The 15,449-nt window shown below is 65.7% G+C and carries 12 protein-coding genes and 5 tRNA genes; 9 read left to right on the top strand and 8 right to left on the bottom strand.

Features of this window, described 5'->3' with window-relative positions:
- The first annotated feature begins 43 nt into the window (after positions 1-43).
- From ABH900_RS00085 to ABH900_RS00075, 3 genes are read left to right on the top strand one after another with little or no spacing between them, the layout of a single operon-like run.
- Positions 44-2,515 (top strand): TonB-dependent receptor domain-containing protein, encoded by a 2,472-nt coding sequence (locus ABH900_RS00085; protein ID WP_429621383.1) that lies wholly within the window; start codon positions 44-46, stop codon positions 2,513-2,515.
- The gene (locus ABH900_RS00080; protein WP_429620081.1) at positions 2,502-3,302 is read left to right on the top strand and encodes a ChaN family lipoprotein; all 801 of its coding nucleotides are present in this window, start codon (positions 2,502-2,504) and stop codon (positions 3,300-3,302) included. Before ABH900_RS00085 ends, ABH900_RS00080 begins: the two co-directional genes overlap by 14 nt.
- Positions 3,295-4,008, top strand: a complete 714-nt coding sequence (locus ABH900_RS00075; RefSeq protein ID WP_429620079.1) for an energy transducer TonB family protein — start codon at positions 3,295-3,297, stop codon at positions 4,006-4,008. Before ABH900_RS00080 ends, ABH900_RS00075 begins: the two co-directional genes overlap by 8 nt.
- Here ABH900_RS00075 and ABH900_RS00070 read toward each other — a convergent pair.
- From ABH900_RS00070 to ABH900_RS00035, 8 genes are all read right to left on the bottom strand, one after another.
- Positions 4,005-4,439, bottom strand: coding sequence for a RidA family protein (locus ABH900_RS00070; RefSeq protein ID WP_429620076.1), 435 nt, complete (start codon positions 4,437-4,439; stop codon positions 4,005-4,007). The two genes, ABH900_RS00075 and ABH900_RS00070, sit on opposite strands and share 4 nt — an antisense overlap.
- Before the next feature lie 133 nt (positions 4,440-4,572).
- Positions 4,573-5,475, bottom strand: a complete 903-nt coding sequence (locus ABH900_RS00065; RefSeq protein ID WP_429620074.1) for a cation diffusion facilitator family transporter — start codon at positions 5,473-5,475, stop codon at positions 4,573-4,575.
- Between the two features lie 28 nt (positions 5,476-5,503).
- Entirely contained in the window at positions 5,504-7,792 is a 2,289-nt protein-coding gene (locus ABH900_RS00060) for an Orn/Lys/Arg decarboxylase N-terminal domain-containing protein (RefSeq protein ID WP_429620072.1), read from the bottom strand.
- A gap of 20 nt (positions 7,793-7,812) precedes the next feature.
- A complete protein-coding gene (adiC, locus tag ABH900_RS00055; protein WP_429620069.1) occupies positions 7,813-9,165 on the bottom strand; it encodes an arginine/agmatine antiporter in 1,353 nt (450 codons plus the stop codon).
- 76 nt (positions 9,166-9,241) lie between these two features.
- Complete coding sequence (locus ABH900_RS00050) at positions 9,242-10,693, bottom strand: DcaP family trimeric outer membrane transporter (RefSeq protein ID WP_429620068.1); 1,452 nt, start codon at positions 10,691-10,693, stop codon at positions 9,242-9,244.
- 513 nt (positions 10,694-11,206) lie between these two features.
- Positions 11,207-12,049, bottom strand: a complete 843-nt coding sequence (gene dsbG / locus ABH900_RS00045) for a thiol:disulfide interchange protein DsbG (protein WP_429620066.1) — start codon at positions 12,047-12,049, stop codon at positions 11,207-11,209.
- 30 nt (positions 12,050-12,079) lie between these two features.
- A complete protein-coding gene (locus tag ABH900_RS00040; protein WP_429620065.1) occupies positions 12,080-12,883 on the bottom strand; it encodes a redoxin family protein in 804 nt (267 codons plus the stop codon).
- A gap of 80 nt (positions 12,884-12,963) precedes the next feature.
- Positions 12,964-14,031: a GlxA family transcriptional regulator gene (locus ABH900_RS00035; RefSeq protein ID WP_429620064.1), complete on the bottom strand. Its 1,068-nt coding sequence runs from the start codon at positions 14,029-14,031 to the stop codon at positions 12,964-12,966.
- 186 nt (positions 14,032-14,217) lie between these two features.
- Here ABH900_RS00035 and ABH900_RS00030 point away from each other — a divergent pair, with 186 nt between their 5' ends.
- The 6 genes from ABH900_RS00030 (at position 14,218) to ABH900_RS00005 (ending at position 15,431) form a co-directional block, all read left to right on the top strand.
- Positions 14,218-14,616, top strand: coding sequence for a heavy metal-responsive transcriptional regulator (locus ABH900_RS00030; protein ID WP_429620062.1), 399 nt, complete (start codon positions 14,218-14,220; stop codon positions 14,614-14,616).
- Between the two features lie 103 nt (positions 14,617-14,719).
- Positions 14,720-14,795, top strand: a tRNA-Ala gene (locus tag ABH900_RS00025).
- 54 nt (positions 14,796-14,849) lie between these two features.
- Positions 14,850-14,925, top strand: a tRNA-Glu gene (locus tag ABH900_RS00020).
- A gap of 183 nt (positions 14,926-15,108) precedes the next feature.
- A tRNA-Ala gene (locus tag ABH900_RS00015) sits at positions 15,109-15,184 on the top strand.
- A 49-nt stretch (positions 15,185-15,233) separates the two neighbouring features.
- Positions 15,234-15,309, top strand: a tRNA-Glu gene (locus tag ABH900_RS00010).
- 46 nt (positions 15,310-15,355) lie between these two features.
- Positions 15,356-15,431, top strand: a tRNA-Ala gene (locus tag ABH900_RS00005).
- Positions 15,432-15,449 lie beyond the last annotated feature (18 nt).

The following is a 15,449-nucleotide window of genomic DNA, read 5'->3' as shown; positions in this document are numbered from 1 at the left end:
TACCCAGGATGACGACGCTCTGCGTCAGCCCCTGGAGCCCCCGATGCTGTTCCACCGCCCCCTTGTCCTTGCCCTCTCGCTGGCCTGCGCCAGTGCGATTCCGCTGCTTCCCGCCAACGCCCGCGCACAAGCGTCCACACGCCACTTCAATCTTCCCGCACAACCGCTGGCCACCGCGCTGGATGCGTACAGTCGCCTGACCGGTGTCGATCTGGTGATCGGCGCGGCACTGCCCACCGGTCAGACCGCGCCGGCAGTGCGCGGTGACTTCGACGATGCCCAGGCCCTTTCGCGGCTGCTCGCCGGCAGCGGCCTGCGCCCCCGCTTCATCGACGCACGCCGCGCCACCCTGGAACCGGCGCCGACCGAACAGGTCGACGGCAGCCGTCGCACCGGCCCGCTGCGCGTGCAGGGTGAGACCACATACCGGCATGCACCAGGCGCCGGTGCCAGCCAGTACGTACCGGCTCAGCGTGATGGCTTCGCACCCGCCGTTGGTAGCGAACGCGTGGCGATGGCCGAACGCCAGGACGGCAACAGCCTGCTGCGCTCGATGCCCGGTACGCACAGTTTCCATTCGCGCAGCCAGCCCGGCCTGCAGGTCAACATCCGTGGCATGACCGGCGCCGGCCGGGTCAACACCATGATCGACGGCGTGACCCAGACCTTCCGCAACAATGCCGGGCATGGCTCGGGCGGCCCGTTCGCCTATGTCGACCCGTTCCTGCTGGCCGGCGTGGACGTGCAGCGCGGTGCGGTCGCTGGCGGTGAGGGCGCCGGCACGCTGGCCGGCACGGCCAATTTCCGCACCGTGGACATCGACGATCTACTCGGCGAAGGCCGCGACTGGGGCCTGCGCGCGGGCTACCGGCAGGGCAACAACGGCTATGGCACCGGCCGCACCTTTGCCGGTGCCTGGCGCCACAGCGAAGACGGTGGCGACCGCCAGTTCGGCGTTCTGGCCGCCGCCAGCAGCAGCCGCAGCAACGAATACGCTACCGCCCGTGGGCAGAAGAACAACGCCGACCCGGGCAGCCAACAGCCCAGCAGCTGGCTGCTGAAGGCACGCCTGCAGCCCAGCGACCAGCACCGCCTGGATCTGAGCCACATGCGATATGAAAACGACTTCTACCACAACTACCCGTGGCAGATCTCCGCGCGCAACCAGCGTGCCAGCTACCACTACACACCCTATACACCGTGGATCGACTTGCGCGCGACCTTCGCCAGCAACAAGACCCGGTTGTTCTACCCGCCGGTGGAGGATTCGAGCTACATCGGCCGCCGCACCCACAGCAGCCTCAACAGCTGGACCCTGGACAACACCAGCCGCTTCGATTTCGGTGCACTGCAGGCACGCTGGAACACCGGGCTCAAGCACCAGTCGGACATCTACGTCGCAGACACCCCCGCTCTGCGCGGCGCGAATCCGCAGGGCCGAAGCCAGCTCGACAGCGTGTTCAGCACGCTCGAACTGCAGTACGGCATCTATGCACTCACCGCCGGCCTGCGCCAGGACCGCTATGGCATCCGTGGCCATATTCCGCTGTGTTCCGATGTACCCGGCCAATGCACAGAGATCAACGGCGGTGGCATCGACGTGCACCGCACCCAACGCGCACTCAGCCCCAGCCTGGCGGTTTCCGTGCAGGCCACCGATTGGCTGCAGCTGTTCGCTGAAGCCTCGCGCACCTCGCGCCCGCCACGCGTGCAGGAGATGTTCTTCGAGAAGATCCCGCTGGAGGGCATGAGTGATGCAGACGGCGTGGGCGCCAACCCGTTCCTGCGCCGCGAGCGCTCGCGCAACCTGCAGTTCGGCGCCAACCTCAGCACCGACTCGCTGCTGGTCGAGGGCGATCTGGCCCAGTTGCGGATCACCCGCTTCGACAACCGCATCCGCGACTACATCAAGCCGCAGTACCTGCTGATCGTGCATCCACCGGAAGTGGAGCCGTTCGTGGTGCCGATCGACAGCGACCCGCAGCTCAACGCCTGGACCGATGCGCTGGACGTGGACGACTTCAGCACCACCACCCGCTGGATGAACCATCCCGGCGTGGTTCGCATGCGCGGCATCGAACTGGAAGCCCACTACGCCAGCGAGCATTACCACGCCACGCTGAGCTGGACACGTTCGCACACCAGCGCGCCGGCCATCGAATTCGTCAACCTGGAAGACATCACCGCTCTGCCCGACCGCTACTGGACGCTGGATGTCGGTGGCCGCTGGTGGCAGCAGCGCGTGCAGGCCGGCCTGCGTGCCGAGTATTCCGGCCCTGCCGAGGAAGGCTACGACTTCTTCCAGACCCGCAAGACCGGCGGCACCGGCGTGCTGCTGGACTTCTACGCCAGCTTCAAGCCCCAGGCCAACACGACACTGTGGCTGAACATCGAAAACCTGCAGAACAAAGCCTATGACAACAATGCCTCGATCGACAGCATCTTCAGTCCGATCCTGGACCGCGGCAACGGCCGTGGCCGTACCGTATCGATGGGCATCAATGTGGCGTTCTAGCCGTCGCTGGTTGCCGCTGTGCCTGCTCGCGCTGGCTGCCCTGGCCAGCGCGCAGCCGATGCCGGGTACGGTGATCGACCTGGCCAGCGGCCAGCACCTGGACGAGGACGCGTTCATCCAGCGTGCGGCGGGTGCCCAGCGACTGCTGCTGGGCGAACGGCATGATCTTGCCGGCGACCATGCCGCGCAGCGTTGGTTGCTGCGGGCGCTGCAGCGGCAGCGCCCACAAGGCGCACTGGTGCTGGAGATGATCGCCAGCGAACGACAGCCGCGCCTGCGCCGCGTCCAGCGCTGGATGGCCAAGGGCCATCACGCCGAAGGCGCACGCCTGCAGGAACTGCTCGAGTGGGATCCACGCTGGCCATGGACCGCCTATGGCGCGCTGGTGCAGGATGCTGCCAGCACCCACGTCGCGCTGTTCGGTGGCAATCTGTCACGCGCCGAAGTCAACACCCTGCTGGCCTCGACTGAACCCGTAGCGTTTCCGGTTGCTTCGGCGCGGCAACGGTTGTCGGCAGTGGTGCTGGCGCAGCATGCGGACGCCACACCGATGCTGCACGGCATGCTGGCCGTACAGCACGCACGCGATAGTCGCATGGCCCAGGTACTGACCGATGCAACAGCGCCGGCGCTGTTGCTCGCCGGGCGTTGGCATGTGCTGCGCGGCACCGGCGTACCGGGCTATCTGCCATCGGACACTTCCGCGCTGGTGATCGCACTGGCCTCACCCGGTGAAACCCTCGATGCGACCGATGCCGATCTGCTGTGGGTGCTTGGCGATGACTGAGCGCAGTCACCATTGGCAGGCCATCGCGGTCAGCATCGGCCTGCACCTGTTGCCCTTGCTGTTGCTGGTGCACTGGGTCGCGACCCCGACGATACCGCCGCCACCGGAACAGGACGTGCGCATCAGCCTGCGCCTGCTGGCACCGGCCACGCCACCGCAGCCGGTGGAGGAGCGCCAGGCCGACACGCCCAGCCAGGCACAACAGGCCCGTGCGTCGCAGCCTACGAAATCACCGCCGCCGCCCACGCCCACCGCCGCACGCGAGGGTGAATTGGCCGCCGGCGAGACCGGCGGCCGTGGCCGCCAACCTTTGCCAGTCGCGCCGCCTGCGGCCGCGACCGACGCCAGTCCCGCACCGGCATCGATCACGGCCGCGCCGCCCGCTCCTGACGCGCCACCGGCGGACTTCCAGGCCGGCGCCGCCAGCGACCAGTGGGAAGCCCGCCTGATGGCGCGGCTGGAGCGTTACCGCTACTACCCCGCTGCCGCACGCTCGCGGCGCCAGCAGGGCACTGCCTGGGTCAGAGCCAGCATCGACCGCCAAGGCCGCCTGCTGGCACTGCGGCTGGAGCAGTCCAGTGGCCAGCCGATGCTCGATGACGCCGCGCTGCAGACATTCCGCCGCGCGCAGCCGCTACCGCCCATTCCCGATGAACTGAAGGCACCGCAGGAACTGGTGGTGCCGGTGGAGTACTACCTGCGCTAGGCGCCGTAGGCTTCTGCCTCGATCTCGAACAGCATGCCGTCCAGCGCCAGCCGCGGCACCGGGATCAGGGTGCAGGTCGGTGCCGCGCGGTTCGGCCAGCGCCGCCGCACCTGCTGGGCGACAATGGCCAGCCGGTCCTCGTCATGGTCAACCACTAGAATGCGCAGCCGGGCGACATCGGCCAGGCTGGCCTGCGCCGAACGCAGCGCGATCTGCAGGTTGTCCAACGCCTGCCCGACCTGTTCCTCGAAGCTGGGCGAGAGATGGCCATCAGCGCCTTCCCCCCCCTGCCCGGCGATATGGATCACCCGCGCCGGCATACGCACCACCGCCACATGCGAGTAGCCGTTGGCGGAAGGGTCGTAAAGCCCCGGGGGGTTGAACAGTTCGAGCAAGCCGTGGCTGAGATCCGGGGTGGTCAGCAGGTTCATGCCGCATGCCTCGTGGGGGGATGCGGGGAAGTCTGCAACCTCAACACGAGTTGAGGTCAAATACATTCCGTGCAACAGACCGGTTCGCCGCACGCAACGATCACGCAGTCCATAGCGTCGAGCGTGCTCTACCCTACGTCCACGCAGGGTCCGCGGTAAAATCGATCGTCAACCAGAACGTGCTGTCGCGCGCCTCCAGATGCACCGCGATCTCATCGCGCATCGCATCGACCTCGCCCACCGAACCCAGCGGCGTGGCCGGATCGGCCAGCACGTGGATCTCGACGAAGCGCATCCGTCCCATTTTCGCCACGTGGCTGGTGAAACCGGCATAGCCGCGTTCGCTGACGAACGCCTGCATCACCTGCTGCACGCGCCGATCCAGGTCATCCGGGGCCACCTGCAGCACTTCACGCATGGCCTTCCACGCGCTGCGCGCCGGTACCGGTAGCACCGCCAGGCTGATCAGCACCAGCACCATTGAATCCAGGTACGGCACCCAGTGATGCCATTGGCCGCCATGCAGGGCCAGCGCCAGCACGAAGGCCAGTACCACGGCCAGGCTCATCAATCCTCCCAGCAGCCAGCCGCGCACGTCCAGCCACAGCAGCGCCGAGCGCAGCCGCCGGGCCCGCTGCGCGACGAATGCGGCCATCGCCAGGTTGCTGGCACTCAGCAACGCCGCCCACCACAGCGCGGGCCCGAACTTTACTTCGTGCCCGCCCGTGGTCAAACCGATCACCGCATTGGCCAGCGCATACACACAGGCCAGCGACAGGATCACCCCGCCGAGCGCCTCGACCATCGGTTCCAGATGCCAGTAGCCGTACTGGAAGCGCGGGCTCTGCTCCCGCGCCACCAGTCGAAGCACCGACAACGAGACCAGGGTCAGTGCAACGTCGACCAGGCTGTACACACCGTCAAACAGAATGGCCTGCGATCCCACCAGCAGGCCACCGGTGAAGCCGATGGCACTGACCGCCACCGTCACCCCGATCGAGAACGTAAGGATGCGTTGCTCGCGCGAGGTATCCATCGTTGGCCGAAGGGCAGACCGTCGCCGGTCAGGCCTTCAGCACCTCCACCTTGTACGACGGAACGTCGCCGTCCTCGCCGATGATGAGCCCATGCACATCCGACTCGAAGCCCGGGAAACGGGCATTCTGCTCGCGGGCGATGCGCAGCGACTGGATGATGGGCTCGTCGCTGTCGCCGAAACGCTCACCCGGCATGATGGTCGGAATGCCCGGCGGGTACGGCACCAGCATGGTCGCCGCGACGCGGCCACTGAGCTGCTCGATGTCGACCCGCTCGATCTCACCCTTGACCAGATGGTTGTAGGCATCGGCCGGGGTCATCACCGGCGTCGGCAGGTCCACGTACATCTCGCGCATCACCTTGGCCACCGAGAACTCCTGGTTGAACGCATGCAGCGCGTCGCACAGGTCACGCAGGCCCCAGCCGGCATAGGCATTCGGATAGTCGGCCGCCAGCGACGGCAGTGCCTGGCTCAGCGGTGCATTGCGGTCGTACAGTTCCTTGAACGCCATCAGCTCGGTAACCAGCGTGCTCCACTTGCCCTTGGTGATGCCCATCGAGAACAGGAACAGCACCGAGTACAGGTTGGTCTTCTCCACGGTGATGCCGCGGCCCCACAGGAACTTGCTCAGTACCGCCGCCGGAATACCCAGCTTGCCCATGCTGCCGTCCATCGCCAGGCCCGGGGTCAGCAGGGTCACCTTGATCGGGTCGATCAGCACATAGTCATCGACCAGGTTCTCGAAGCCGTGCCAATGGGCATCCGGTTGCAGGTACCACTCCTCGCGCTTGGCCACCAGCGGCGCCGGTGTATCACCCTTGTCCAGGCTCCGCTCGACCTGGGTCGGCTGCCACACACTGAACCACCAGTCGTCGCGGCCCAGATCGTCACGGACGTGCAGCATCGCACGGCGGAACGCGATCGCCTCGTCGTGCATTTCCTGCACCAGCGAACGTCCGGCGTCGCCTTCCATCATCTTCGAGGCCACATCGCAGGCTGCGATCACCCCGTAATGCGGGCTGGTCGAGGTGTGCATCATGAATGATTCGTTGAAGCGCTCCGCGTCCAGGTTGCGCTGCGCAGAATTGCGCACATGGATCATCGACGCCTGCGAGAACGCGGCCAACAGCTTGTGCGTGGAATGGGTGGTGAAGATGATCGCATCCTGCTCACGCGGCTTGCCCTTGGCCATGCCGTAGTGGTTCTCGTAGAACGGATGGAACGCGGCGTAGGCGTACCAGGCTTCGTCGAAGTGCAGGAAATCGACCGCACTGCCAATCTCGTCGGCGATCTTCTCGGCGTTGTAGCACAGGCCGTCATAGGTCGAGTTGGTGACCACTGCGATGCGCGGCTTGGAGCCGGCCTGGTAGGCCTTGCTGGCCAGCGGATTGGCGGCGATGCGCTGCTGCAGCGATTCCGGCGTGAACTGGTCCAGGCTGATCGGGCCGATGATGCCGTGGGCATTGCGGCTGGGGGTGAAGTACACCGGCACCGCGCCAGTCATGATCAGCGCATGCAGCAACGACTTGTGGCAGTTGCGATCGACGAACACCACGTCGCCGCGGGCCACCGTGCCGTGCCAGACAATCTTGTTGGCGGTGGAGGTGCCATTGGTGACGAAGAAGGTGTGGTCGGCACCGAAATTGCGCGCTGCCTCGTTCTCGGCATCCTTGATCGGGCCGGTGTGGTCGAGCAGCGAGCCCAGCTCCGGCACCGAGATCGACAGGTCGCTGCGCAGGGTGTTCTCGCCGTAGAACTGATGGAAGGCACGGCCGACCGGCGACTTGGTGAAGGCCACGCCACCGGCATGGCCCGGCGTGTGCCAGGAATAATTCGACTCGGCCGCATGGTGGATCAGTGCCTTGAAGAACGGCGGCAGCAGGTTCTTCATGTAGTCTTCGGCCGCGCGCATCACCTGCCGCGAAATGAAGCTCTTGGTGTCTTCGAACAGGAAGATGAAGCCGTGGATGTACTTGAGCAGCTTGCTGGGCACCTTTTCGATGGTGCGGCGCTCGCCGTACAGGAACACCGGCAGGTTGGCGCGGCGCGCACTCTGCTCGCGCAGGAAGGCGGTCAGGCGCTGGAACTCGCCATCGACTTCTTCGCTGCCATCGATCGAGATCAGTACCGCAGAGGCCGCCACGTAGGTGCGCGCGCCGGCGCGAGCATCGTCCAGATTGAGGCCGCACAGCACACGCTGGTCATTGCTGCGCAGCTCTTCCACCAGCGCACGGATCAGGATGCCGCCGATGCGCGGCGACTCGTAGTCGTTGTCGATGACAATGACCGGGTAGTCCAGGGACTTGAAATACACGTTGATTCTCCTTGTCGAACTCAGGAACGCTGGGCGCCGGCGGTAATCGCCGATGCCTCGCGGGCGCGCTGCCGCTGCTGGCGGCGCTCCTCGCTGAAGAAGGGATAGAACACGGTGATGAACAGCACGAACAGGAACGCGTACTGGACGATGGTTCCCGACGAACCGTAGATCGCCCACAGGCAGTACACGACGGTCAGGCTGGTCAGGGTCCAGAACGCGCCGGTGTGGACCAGGGTGTGCGAACGTTCGACCACGAAGTAGCAGGCCACGCACGAGTAGATGTAGGGCAGCAGGGTCAGTACCACCGCCGCCGAGGTGATCACGTCGAACTGCGCCGAGGCGGTCTTCGAGGTGGACGTGACCAGCACCGCCAGGGTCATCAGCACGGCCACGATCAGCACGCCCTTGACCGGCACGTCATCCTTGTTGGTCTTGCTGAAGATGCTCGGGAACAGGCCGTCGTCGGACGCGGCCTTTGCACTCTGCGCGGTCAGCAGGATCCAGCCACCCAGCGAACCCGCAGCACCGATGAAGGCACACAGGCTGACCAGTGCACCGCCCCAGCCACCCACCGCCTTGGCCGCCGCCAATGCGAACGGCGCGTCGGAGGTCTGCAGCTCACCGTTGGGCACCATGCCCATGATCACCGACGAGCTGGCGATGTAGGCGATCGCGGCCAGGAACACGCCAGCCAGGGTGGCACGGGCTACGTTCTTTTCCGGGTTCTCGACCACACCGGCGGTCACCGAGGCCGACTCGACACCGATGAAGGCCCACAGGGTCAGCGCCGCAGCGCTGGAGATCGCGCCGAAGTTCGACTCACCGGACACGTTGTAGGCGCCCTTGAAGATGTCGGCATCGAAGAAGAACCAGCCAAAGATGGCGATGCCCAGGATCGGCACCAGCGCGAAACTGGTGGTGACGGTCTGCACGCGGCTGACGAAGGCCGGTCCGATCATGTTGGCAAAGCTCAACGCCCACACCAGGATCAGCACCGCGATGCAGCGCACCAGCGGCTCGGACAGGATCGGGAAGAAATAGCTGAAGTAACCCACCGCCGCGATCGGAATGGCGACGTTGCCGATCCAGTTGGCGAACCAGTAGATGGTGTTGGTCTGGAAGCCCATGTAGGGGCCGAACCAATCGCGGGCATACGCATACGGGCCGCCCGCCTTGGGCGCCAGCTTGCCAAGCTTGGCGAACACGAAGGCCAACAGCAGTGCACCGGCCGTGGTGATCAGCCACCCCCATATCGAGGCGGTACCGATCTTGGCCAGGCTGGAGGGCAGCAGGAACACCCCTGAGCCCATCATGTTGCCGGCGACGAGGAAGGTGGCTCCGACCACCCCGATTTTCTTTGCTTCTGCCATGACAATCTCCTGTACTGGCATGAGCCCGGTGCGGCCGGGCGTGGGGACGGTTGCGCTGGCGTACAGCCGCTGGCGCTTACTTGATGAAGTTGTATTGCAGGCTGCCCTGTACCCGGACCGTATCGCCGCGCGCGCCGCCCTGCTGTTCCAGGCGTCCGTACAGCAGCTCCATGCCCATCGTCCACGAAGGCGCCGGGCTCCAGATCAGGTTGAACACGCCGTAGCGGCTCTGCCGGAACGCATCGGCGGAGAGCGCGGCATTCCGCTCCAGGGTCAGTTGGCCGACGATCAGGTTCGAACGCCACAGCCCGGACCAGTAGTGGGTGTAGCCCACGAAGCCACCGTGCAGATCCAGCGCATCGAGGCGCCCATCGGCACCGACCACCGCGTCCAGGCCTGAGCCGGTCAGGTCGGCGGTGTAGCGGCTGAGGCCGCGCCCTCCCAGCGCACCAAACAGCAGCAGATCGCGCTCGCCCACCGACGCCGAGCCGCTCAACTGCACGCCACCGCCCATGCGACGGGCGCGCTCGCCGTCACCGTCGTAGGCCAGGCTGCGCGCCACGGCGCCCAGTTGCAGATGGCCCCAATCACGCTCCATGCGCGCGGTCACCGTGACATCGGGCAGCCGGTTCACCGCTGCCCGCGCCTCGCTGGCACCTGCCAACTCGGTCTTCGGGTCTTCAGCGGCCAGGGTCAGGGTGTTGCCCTTGCCCATCGCGAAGCTGTGGTGGATGCCGGCCACCAGCAGATAGCCGGCGCCGCCGGGACCGGCGAAGTCCAGCGTGTCGGGCAGGCTGTCGGGGTCCATGAAGCTGGAATAGCCATAGCCGGCGTAGGTGTTGCCGAGCTGGCCATAGGCATGGCGCAGGCGGAATTCATAGCCGTCGCTGCTGCCGAAGAAGTCATTCTCCAGGTAGAAGCGCAGGTTGCCATGCGTGGTCGGGCGCCGCGCTTCGAAGCTGAAGCGGGTCTGCTTGGCGTGGATGTTGAAATTGGACACATCACGATGACTGCCGCCCACCGGCATCGACGACGGGATGAACTGGTCCTCGTCACCGGCCGCGCGCGAGTCGGCGATGGCATCGAGCTTGGCGTAGCCGCCGATGCGGATCACCGTATCGGTACCCGGAATGGCGAAGAAGCCCTTCAGGTCGGGGTCGGTCGGGCCGGCTGCACTGTCGGGACGTGATGCGGCGGTGGACGGATCGGCCACTGACTCGCGTTGCGGCAGCACCGGCGGGGCGACCCCCGGTACCTGGGTGGGGTGCATCACGCTCGCCACAGCGGCAATGGCCGAGGTCGACGGCTGCGGCACCGATGATGAGGGCGGTCGTTCAATGGCCGGCGCCACGGCCCCTTCACGCTGTTCGAGCCGGTCCAGTCGCTGCTGCATGCCTTCCAGCGCCTGCCGCATGCTGACGATCTCACGGCGCAATGCCTGCGCATCCTCCGGGCCATCCTGCTGCGCATAGGCTGGCGTGATCGCCAGCGCGGTCAAGCAGGCCAGACTCAGTACCGCCAAGCGCATCGCATCCTCCCTGGACGAACACTTGCATCGCGCTGCCGGAGCGCACGCACGCGCCACCCTGGCCTCACGTTGCCGTTGCTGGAAACACGGGTACTGCGTCGACGACACCGGACAGCCTGCGCATCACAGGCAACAGGACGATGACACTGTCCTGCCTGTACCGATGTCGAGTCCACCAAGGTCGCGCTGCCAGCGAGGTGGCGACCGCAGCGGTCTGGGTAACAATCGAAGAGTGAGAGTGTCGTGAATGGCGGTGCCGTTCCGCCCCATTCGAGGCGGGACAGGCGCGGCATCCATGGCGCGTTGACGCTGTATTCCATGCGTCAAAGGCTAATTCGTCTGTCGTTTTTGGCCTTGATTGGAATCAAGGCACGATGCTTGATGTCAGTCACTATTCAGACGTGATCACGAGCAGGCATTGCGCGAGCCGCAACATCCTTCAGGGTCACAGAAAGCAACAGGCCCGCATGTTGCCATGCAGGCCTGTGCCTCATCCTTCCATGCGAAGCGGGCTCAGCGCGGGCCCAGCACCGTTTGCAGGTCGGCGCCCTGCGGCAACCCTGCGCGACGCTGCACCTGGCCCTGCGCGTCCTGGAACAGGATGCCCGGCGTGCCCTGGAAGCCCATTTCGATCATCAGCACCTGGTTGGCGTCGAGCTTGCCAGCCATCTCGCGACTGATGCTTGGCAGCGCCTTGATGCCGCCACGATCGAACTGATGTTCGTTCTCCAGCAGGGCCGCGCTCGGGTCGCGTGCGGCGAGGATGGCAGCGGCCTTGGCGGGGCTGTCCTCGCGGATCACGCCCACCATGATGTGGCGCAGCTGCACCTTGCCGGCGTCGACCCACGGACGCGCCGCTTCCCAGAACTTGTGGCAATACGGGCAGTTGGCATCGCTGAAGGTGTAGACCACACGCGGTGCATCGGCCTTGCCGTCGCGCACCCAGGCACTGGCTTCCAGCTTGGTCCACATCTTGGCCGACATCGGCGCGGCTACCAGCTTCTCCACCGCCTCTGCGGCCACGTCATTGCCTTCGGCGTCGAAGAGGCTGCCGACCAGCACATGCTTGCCATCGGCCGTGACGTAGGCGGCAGCAGGCTGCTGGCCACCCACCACACCGGCAAAGCCCCGCAGTCCGCCCGGCGCGTCGAATTCGGCAACGACTTCAAAACCGTGTTTCTCGATGCCCTTCAGCACCGCGGGACGGTCGCCCTTGGCTGCCGAGGCCGGCGTGCTCGCTGCCGGTGCCGCGGCAGTCTTGCCCGGCGGCGTCTGTGCCTGGCTGCAGGCGGCCAATGCCAGCATGACCGGCAGCAACAGCATCGCAGGGGCGATGCGCAGGGAAGTGGACAACATGGGAACTCCGTAGTGAGATGCCCGCGCAGGCTACCGCAGCCGGCGCAGTTTGTGTTCAAGACCCGCCGCGGTCAGTTCGCCGAGGTGCAGTTCACGCAGGCGTCCTTCGGCGTCGAAGAAGAGCGTCGAGGGATAGGCCTGTACGCCAAGTACGGTTGATGCGGAGGCAGCGTCGTCCAGCAGTACGTTGCCAAGGGTGAGCTTTTCGGATCGCAGGAAGGCCTGGACGTCGTCCACGGCTTCCCCTTGGTTGAGGAACACGAACTGCACCTCCGCGTGCGCCTGTTGTGCGGCGGCCAGCACCGGCATCTCGCGCCGGCAGGGGCCGCACCAGCTGGCCCAGAGATTCAGCACCACCGGCCTGCCACGGAACTGCTGCAGATCGATCGTCCTCCCTTGCAGGTCCGCCACCTGCACGGCCGGCAACGGCATCCGCTGCTCCTGCCATGCCGCCAGCAGATGACTGCCACCCACCCACAGCACCACACCTGCCAGCGCGCCGGCCAGCACCGGCGCCCGCAACGTGCGCCACACGCGGAGCCGCCAGGCGCCCCACGCCAGGCCAGCACCCAGCACCACCGCAAGGTGATAACCCCCATCGGCGATCTGCAGAATGCTCCATGGCGCTTCACGATAGAGTGCGAAGTTCAAGGCGACGAAGCTGATCCGCCCGCACAACAGGCCGATCAACAGCATGTCCAGCACCATGCTTGCTGCGGAGGGCAGCGCCAGTTCGTCCTTCCGGCGCGGCCAAAGACGGGCCACGGCCATCGCCAGCAGCACGCAGATCAGTATCAACACCACCGGCATGGGAACCGGCCCAATACTCGACATCAACTCACCTATGCATCATCCACTGCCTGCATGGTCGAAGCGTCGCGCCCCGGTTGCAAGCACGACGCCCCCAGCCCACATCAGGCCGCGCTGCCGCGCAGCTGCATGGCGGACGCCGGATGCAGTCCGCGCAGACTGCCCGCGACGGATGGCATCAGCGGTCGCTCCCGGCGCTTGTTGTTGACCAGCCGGCGATAGTTGGCCGGCGTCATGCCGACAATGCGCAGGAACAGGCGTCGAAACGCACTCTGGTCGGCATAGCCCACGCCCCAGGCCACCTCGTCGATGCCGGAGCCCTGCTGCAGCAGGGTCTGTGCCTTGGCGATCCGCAGCCGCTGGCAGTATTCGATCGGCCGCAGGCCGGTGGCCTTCAGGAAGCGCCGCTGCAAGGTCCGCGGCTCCAAACCGGAGACGTCACAGATCGCGCCCAACGTGGCGCCACGTGCCGCCGTGGTGTGCAGCCAGCGCTGCGCCTTCAACACATCGCGGTCGCCGTGGGCGAAATTGGCACTGAAACGCTCGAGATCCTGCTGGATCGCCGCCGGTACGGTGATCCCCAGTTGCTGCGCGACCGCGCTTGCCACACCCTGGCCGTACAGCCGATACAGCAGGCGCAAGCCGAGGAAGCGCCACGCCTGGGATCCGGAGACGGTGAGCAGGTCGCCGTCATCAACCAGCGCGCGCTCGCTCGGTACCCAGCTGGCGGCCTGACCCAGCAGACCGGGATGACGCCCCAGGTCCGGGCCGCTGACGGTGCGCCCAGCGAGCAGCCCGGCACGGGCCAGCATGCTGACACCGTCACTGGCCGCGGCCAGCAGGCTGCCACCGTCGTAGTGCGCACGCAGCCAATCCAGCAGCACCTCATCGGCACGCAGGCAGATGCCCTGACTGATCTGGCCAGGCACCGCGATCACCGCAGGAATGGCCGCTTCAAGCATCTCCGCGCCGGCGATTCGATGCACGCCGGTCTGGCTGGCGGGTACAATCCAGCGTGTCACCAGCACGCGTTTGAACGGACGGCGCTGCTGCTGGGCAAGCCGGTTGGCGACGTGTGCCATTTCAGTGAGCACCGACGCGGCCGATGGGTCACCCCCCGGATATTCGACCACCGCGACCTCGACGAATCCTTCGTTCCTGAATCCTTCCACAGCCCTCTCCTCGGTTCGTTGCAGGCCATCGAGCGGCCGGTTCAGGCGCAGGGTAGGAACTGGCCCAACCGCGGGGCTATGAAGAAAGTTGCAAAGTGTCCTGAATGCGCCCCCTGCTTCCGGCGCCTTGACCCTGGACCGGACTCAAGGCTTCACAATGGCCGGCAGCATCCGCAGGAATCCGCCATGAACATTGGTCAACTGGCACGCCAGGCCGGCGTGCCGATCGATACGGTGCGCTATTACGAGCGCCAGCAACTGCTGCCCACGGCGGCACGCTCGGCCGGTGGCTACCGGATCTTCGGCGAGCAGGATCTGCGCCGGTTGCGCTTCATCCGCCGGGCCAAGGCACTGGGCTTCAGCCTGGAGGAGATTGCCGAACTGCTGGCACTCAGCACTCGCCATGCGCAGGACATGGGCAGCGTGCGCGACACGGCCCGGGCGCGCCTGGCCGACATCGAACAGCGGATGGACGAACTGCAGCGCATGCACGCTGCGCTTTCGCAGCTGGTCGATGCCTGTCCGGGCCACGGCGCGCTGGATCAGTGCCCGATCCTGGCCGCCCTGACCGGCGACAGGACGTGAGTGCGGGCGACGGCCATAGGCGTCACAGCGCATGTGAAGAAAAGTGCAACAAATGCTTGCCAACCCCCTGGGGCAAGGCTATTATTTCGCTCCTCAGCGACGTGGGGCCATAGCTCAGCTGGGAGAGCGCCTGCATGGCATGCAGGAGGTCAGCGGTTCGATCCCGCTTGGCTCCACCAATCTTTCGGCATTAGGCCGTCGAAAGGTCGCGAAAGAACATTGATGAGAATTGCGTCCCCATCGTCTAGAGGCCTAGGACATCACCCTTTCACGGTGGCGACCGGGGTTCGAATCCCCGTGGGGACGCCACTCATCACGAACAACGAGGACCCGGCCGATAACCGGGTCTTTTTTGTTCACCGCCTACCGGCATTCGGGTTGTGGCGTTGCGGTTCCCCTGCCCTTGTGGCTGCGGTTGAACCGGAGCGAAAAAGTTTGAAAAAAGCTTCCACAAACGTGAACACGCAGGTATGATAGGCGGCTCGGTAACACGGGGCCATAGCTCAGCTGGGAGAGCGCCTGCATGGCATGCAGGAGGTCAGCGGTTCGATCCCGCTTGGCTCCACCACTTTCGACATTAGGCCGTCGAAAGTTCTACAACTTGAAGTTTTTCGTGCGTCCCCATCGTCTAGAGGCCTAGGACATCACCCTTTCACGGTGGCGACCGGGGTTCGAATCCCCGTGGGGACGCCAGTTTCAAAACGGACTCTGCTCCCAGCAGAATCTCCGGAGTTTCATCGGGGCCATAGCTCAGCTGGGAGAGCGCCTGCATGGCATGCAGGAGGTCAGCGGTTCGATCCCGCTTGGCTCCACCACTTTCGACATTAGGCCGT

Source organism: Stenotrophomonas sp. AN71 (assembly GCF_050435725.1).
Classification (GTDB): Bacteria; Pseudomonadota; Gammaproteobacteria; order Xanthomonadales; family Xanthomonadaceae; genus Stenotrophomonas.
This window is presented reverse-complemented; position numbering and strand designations above follow the sequence as displayed.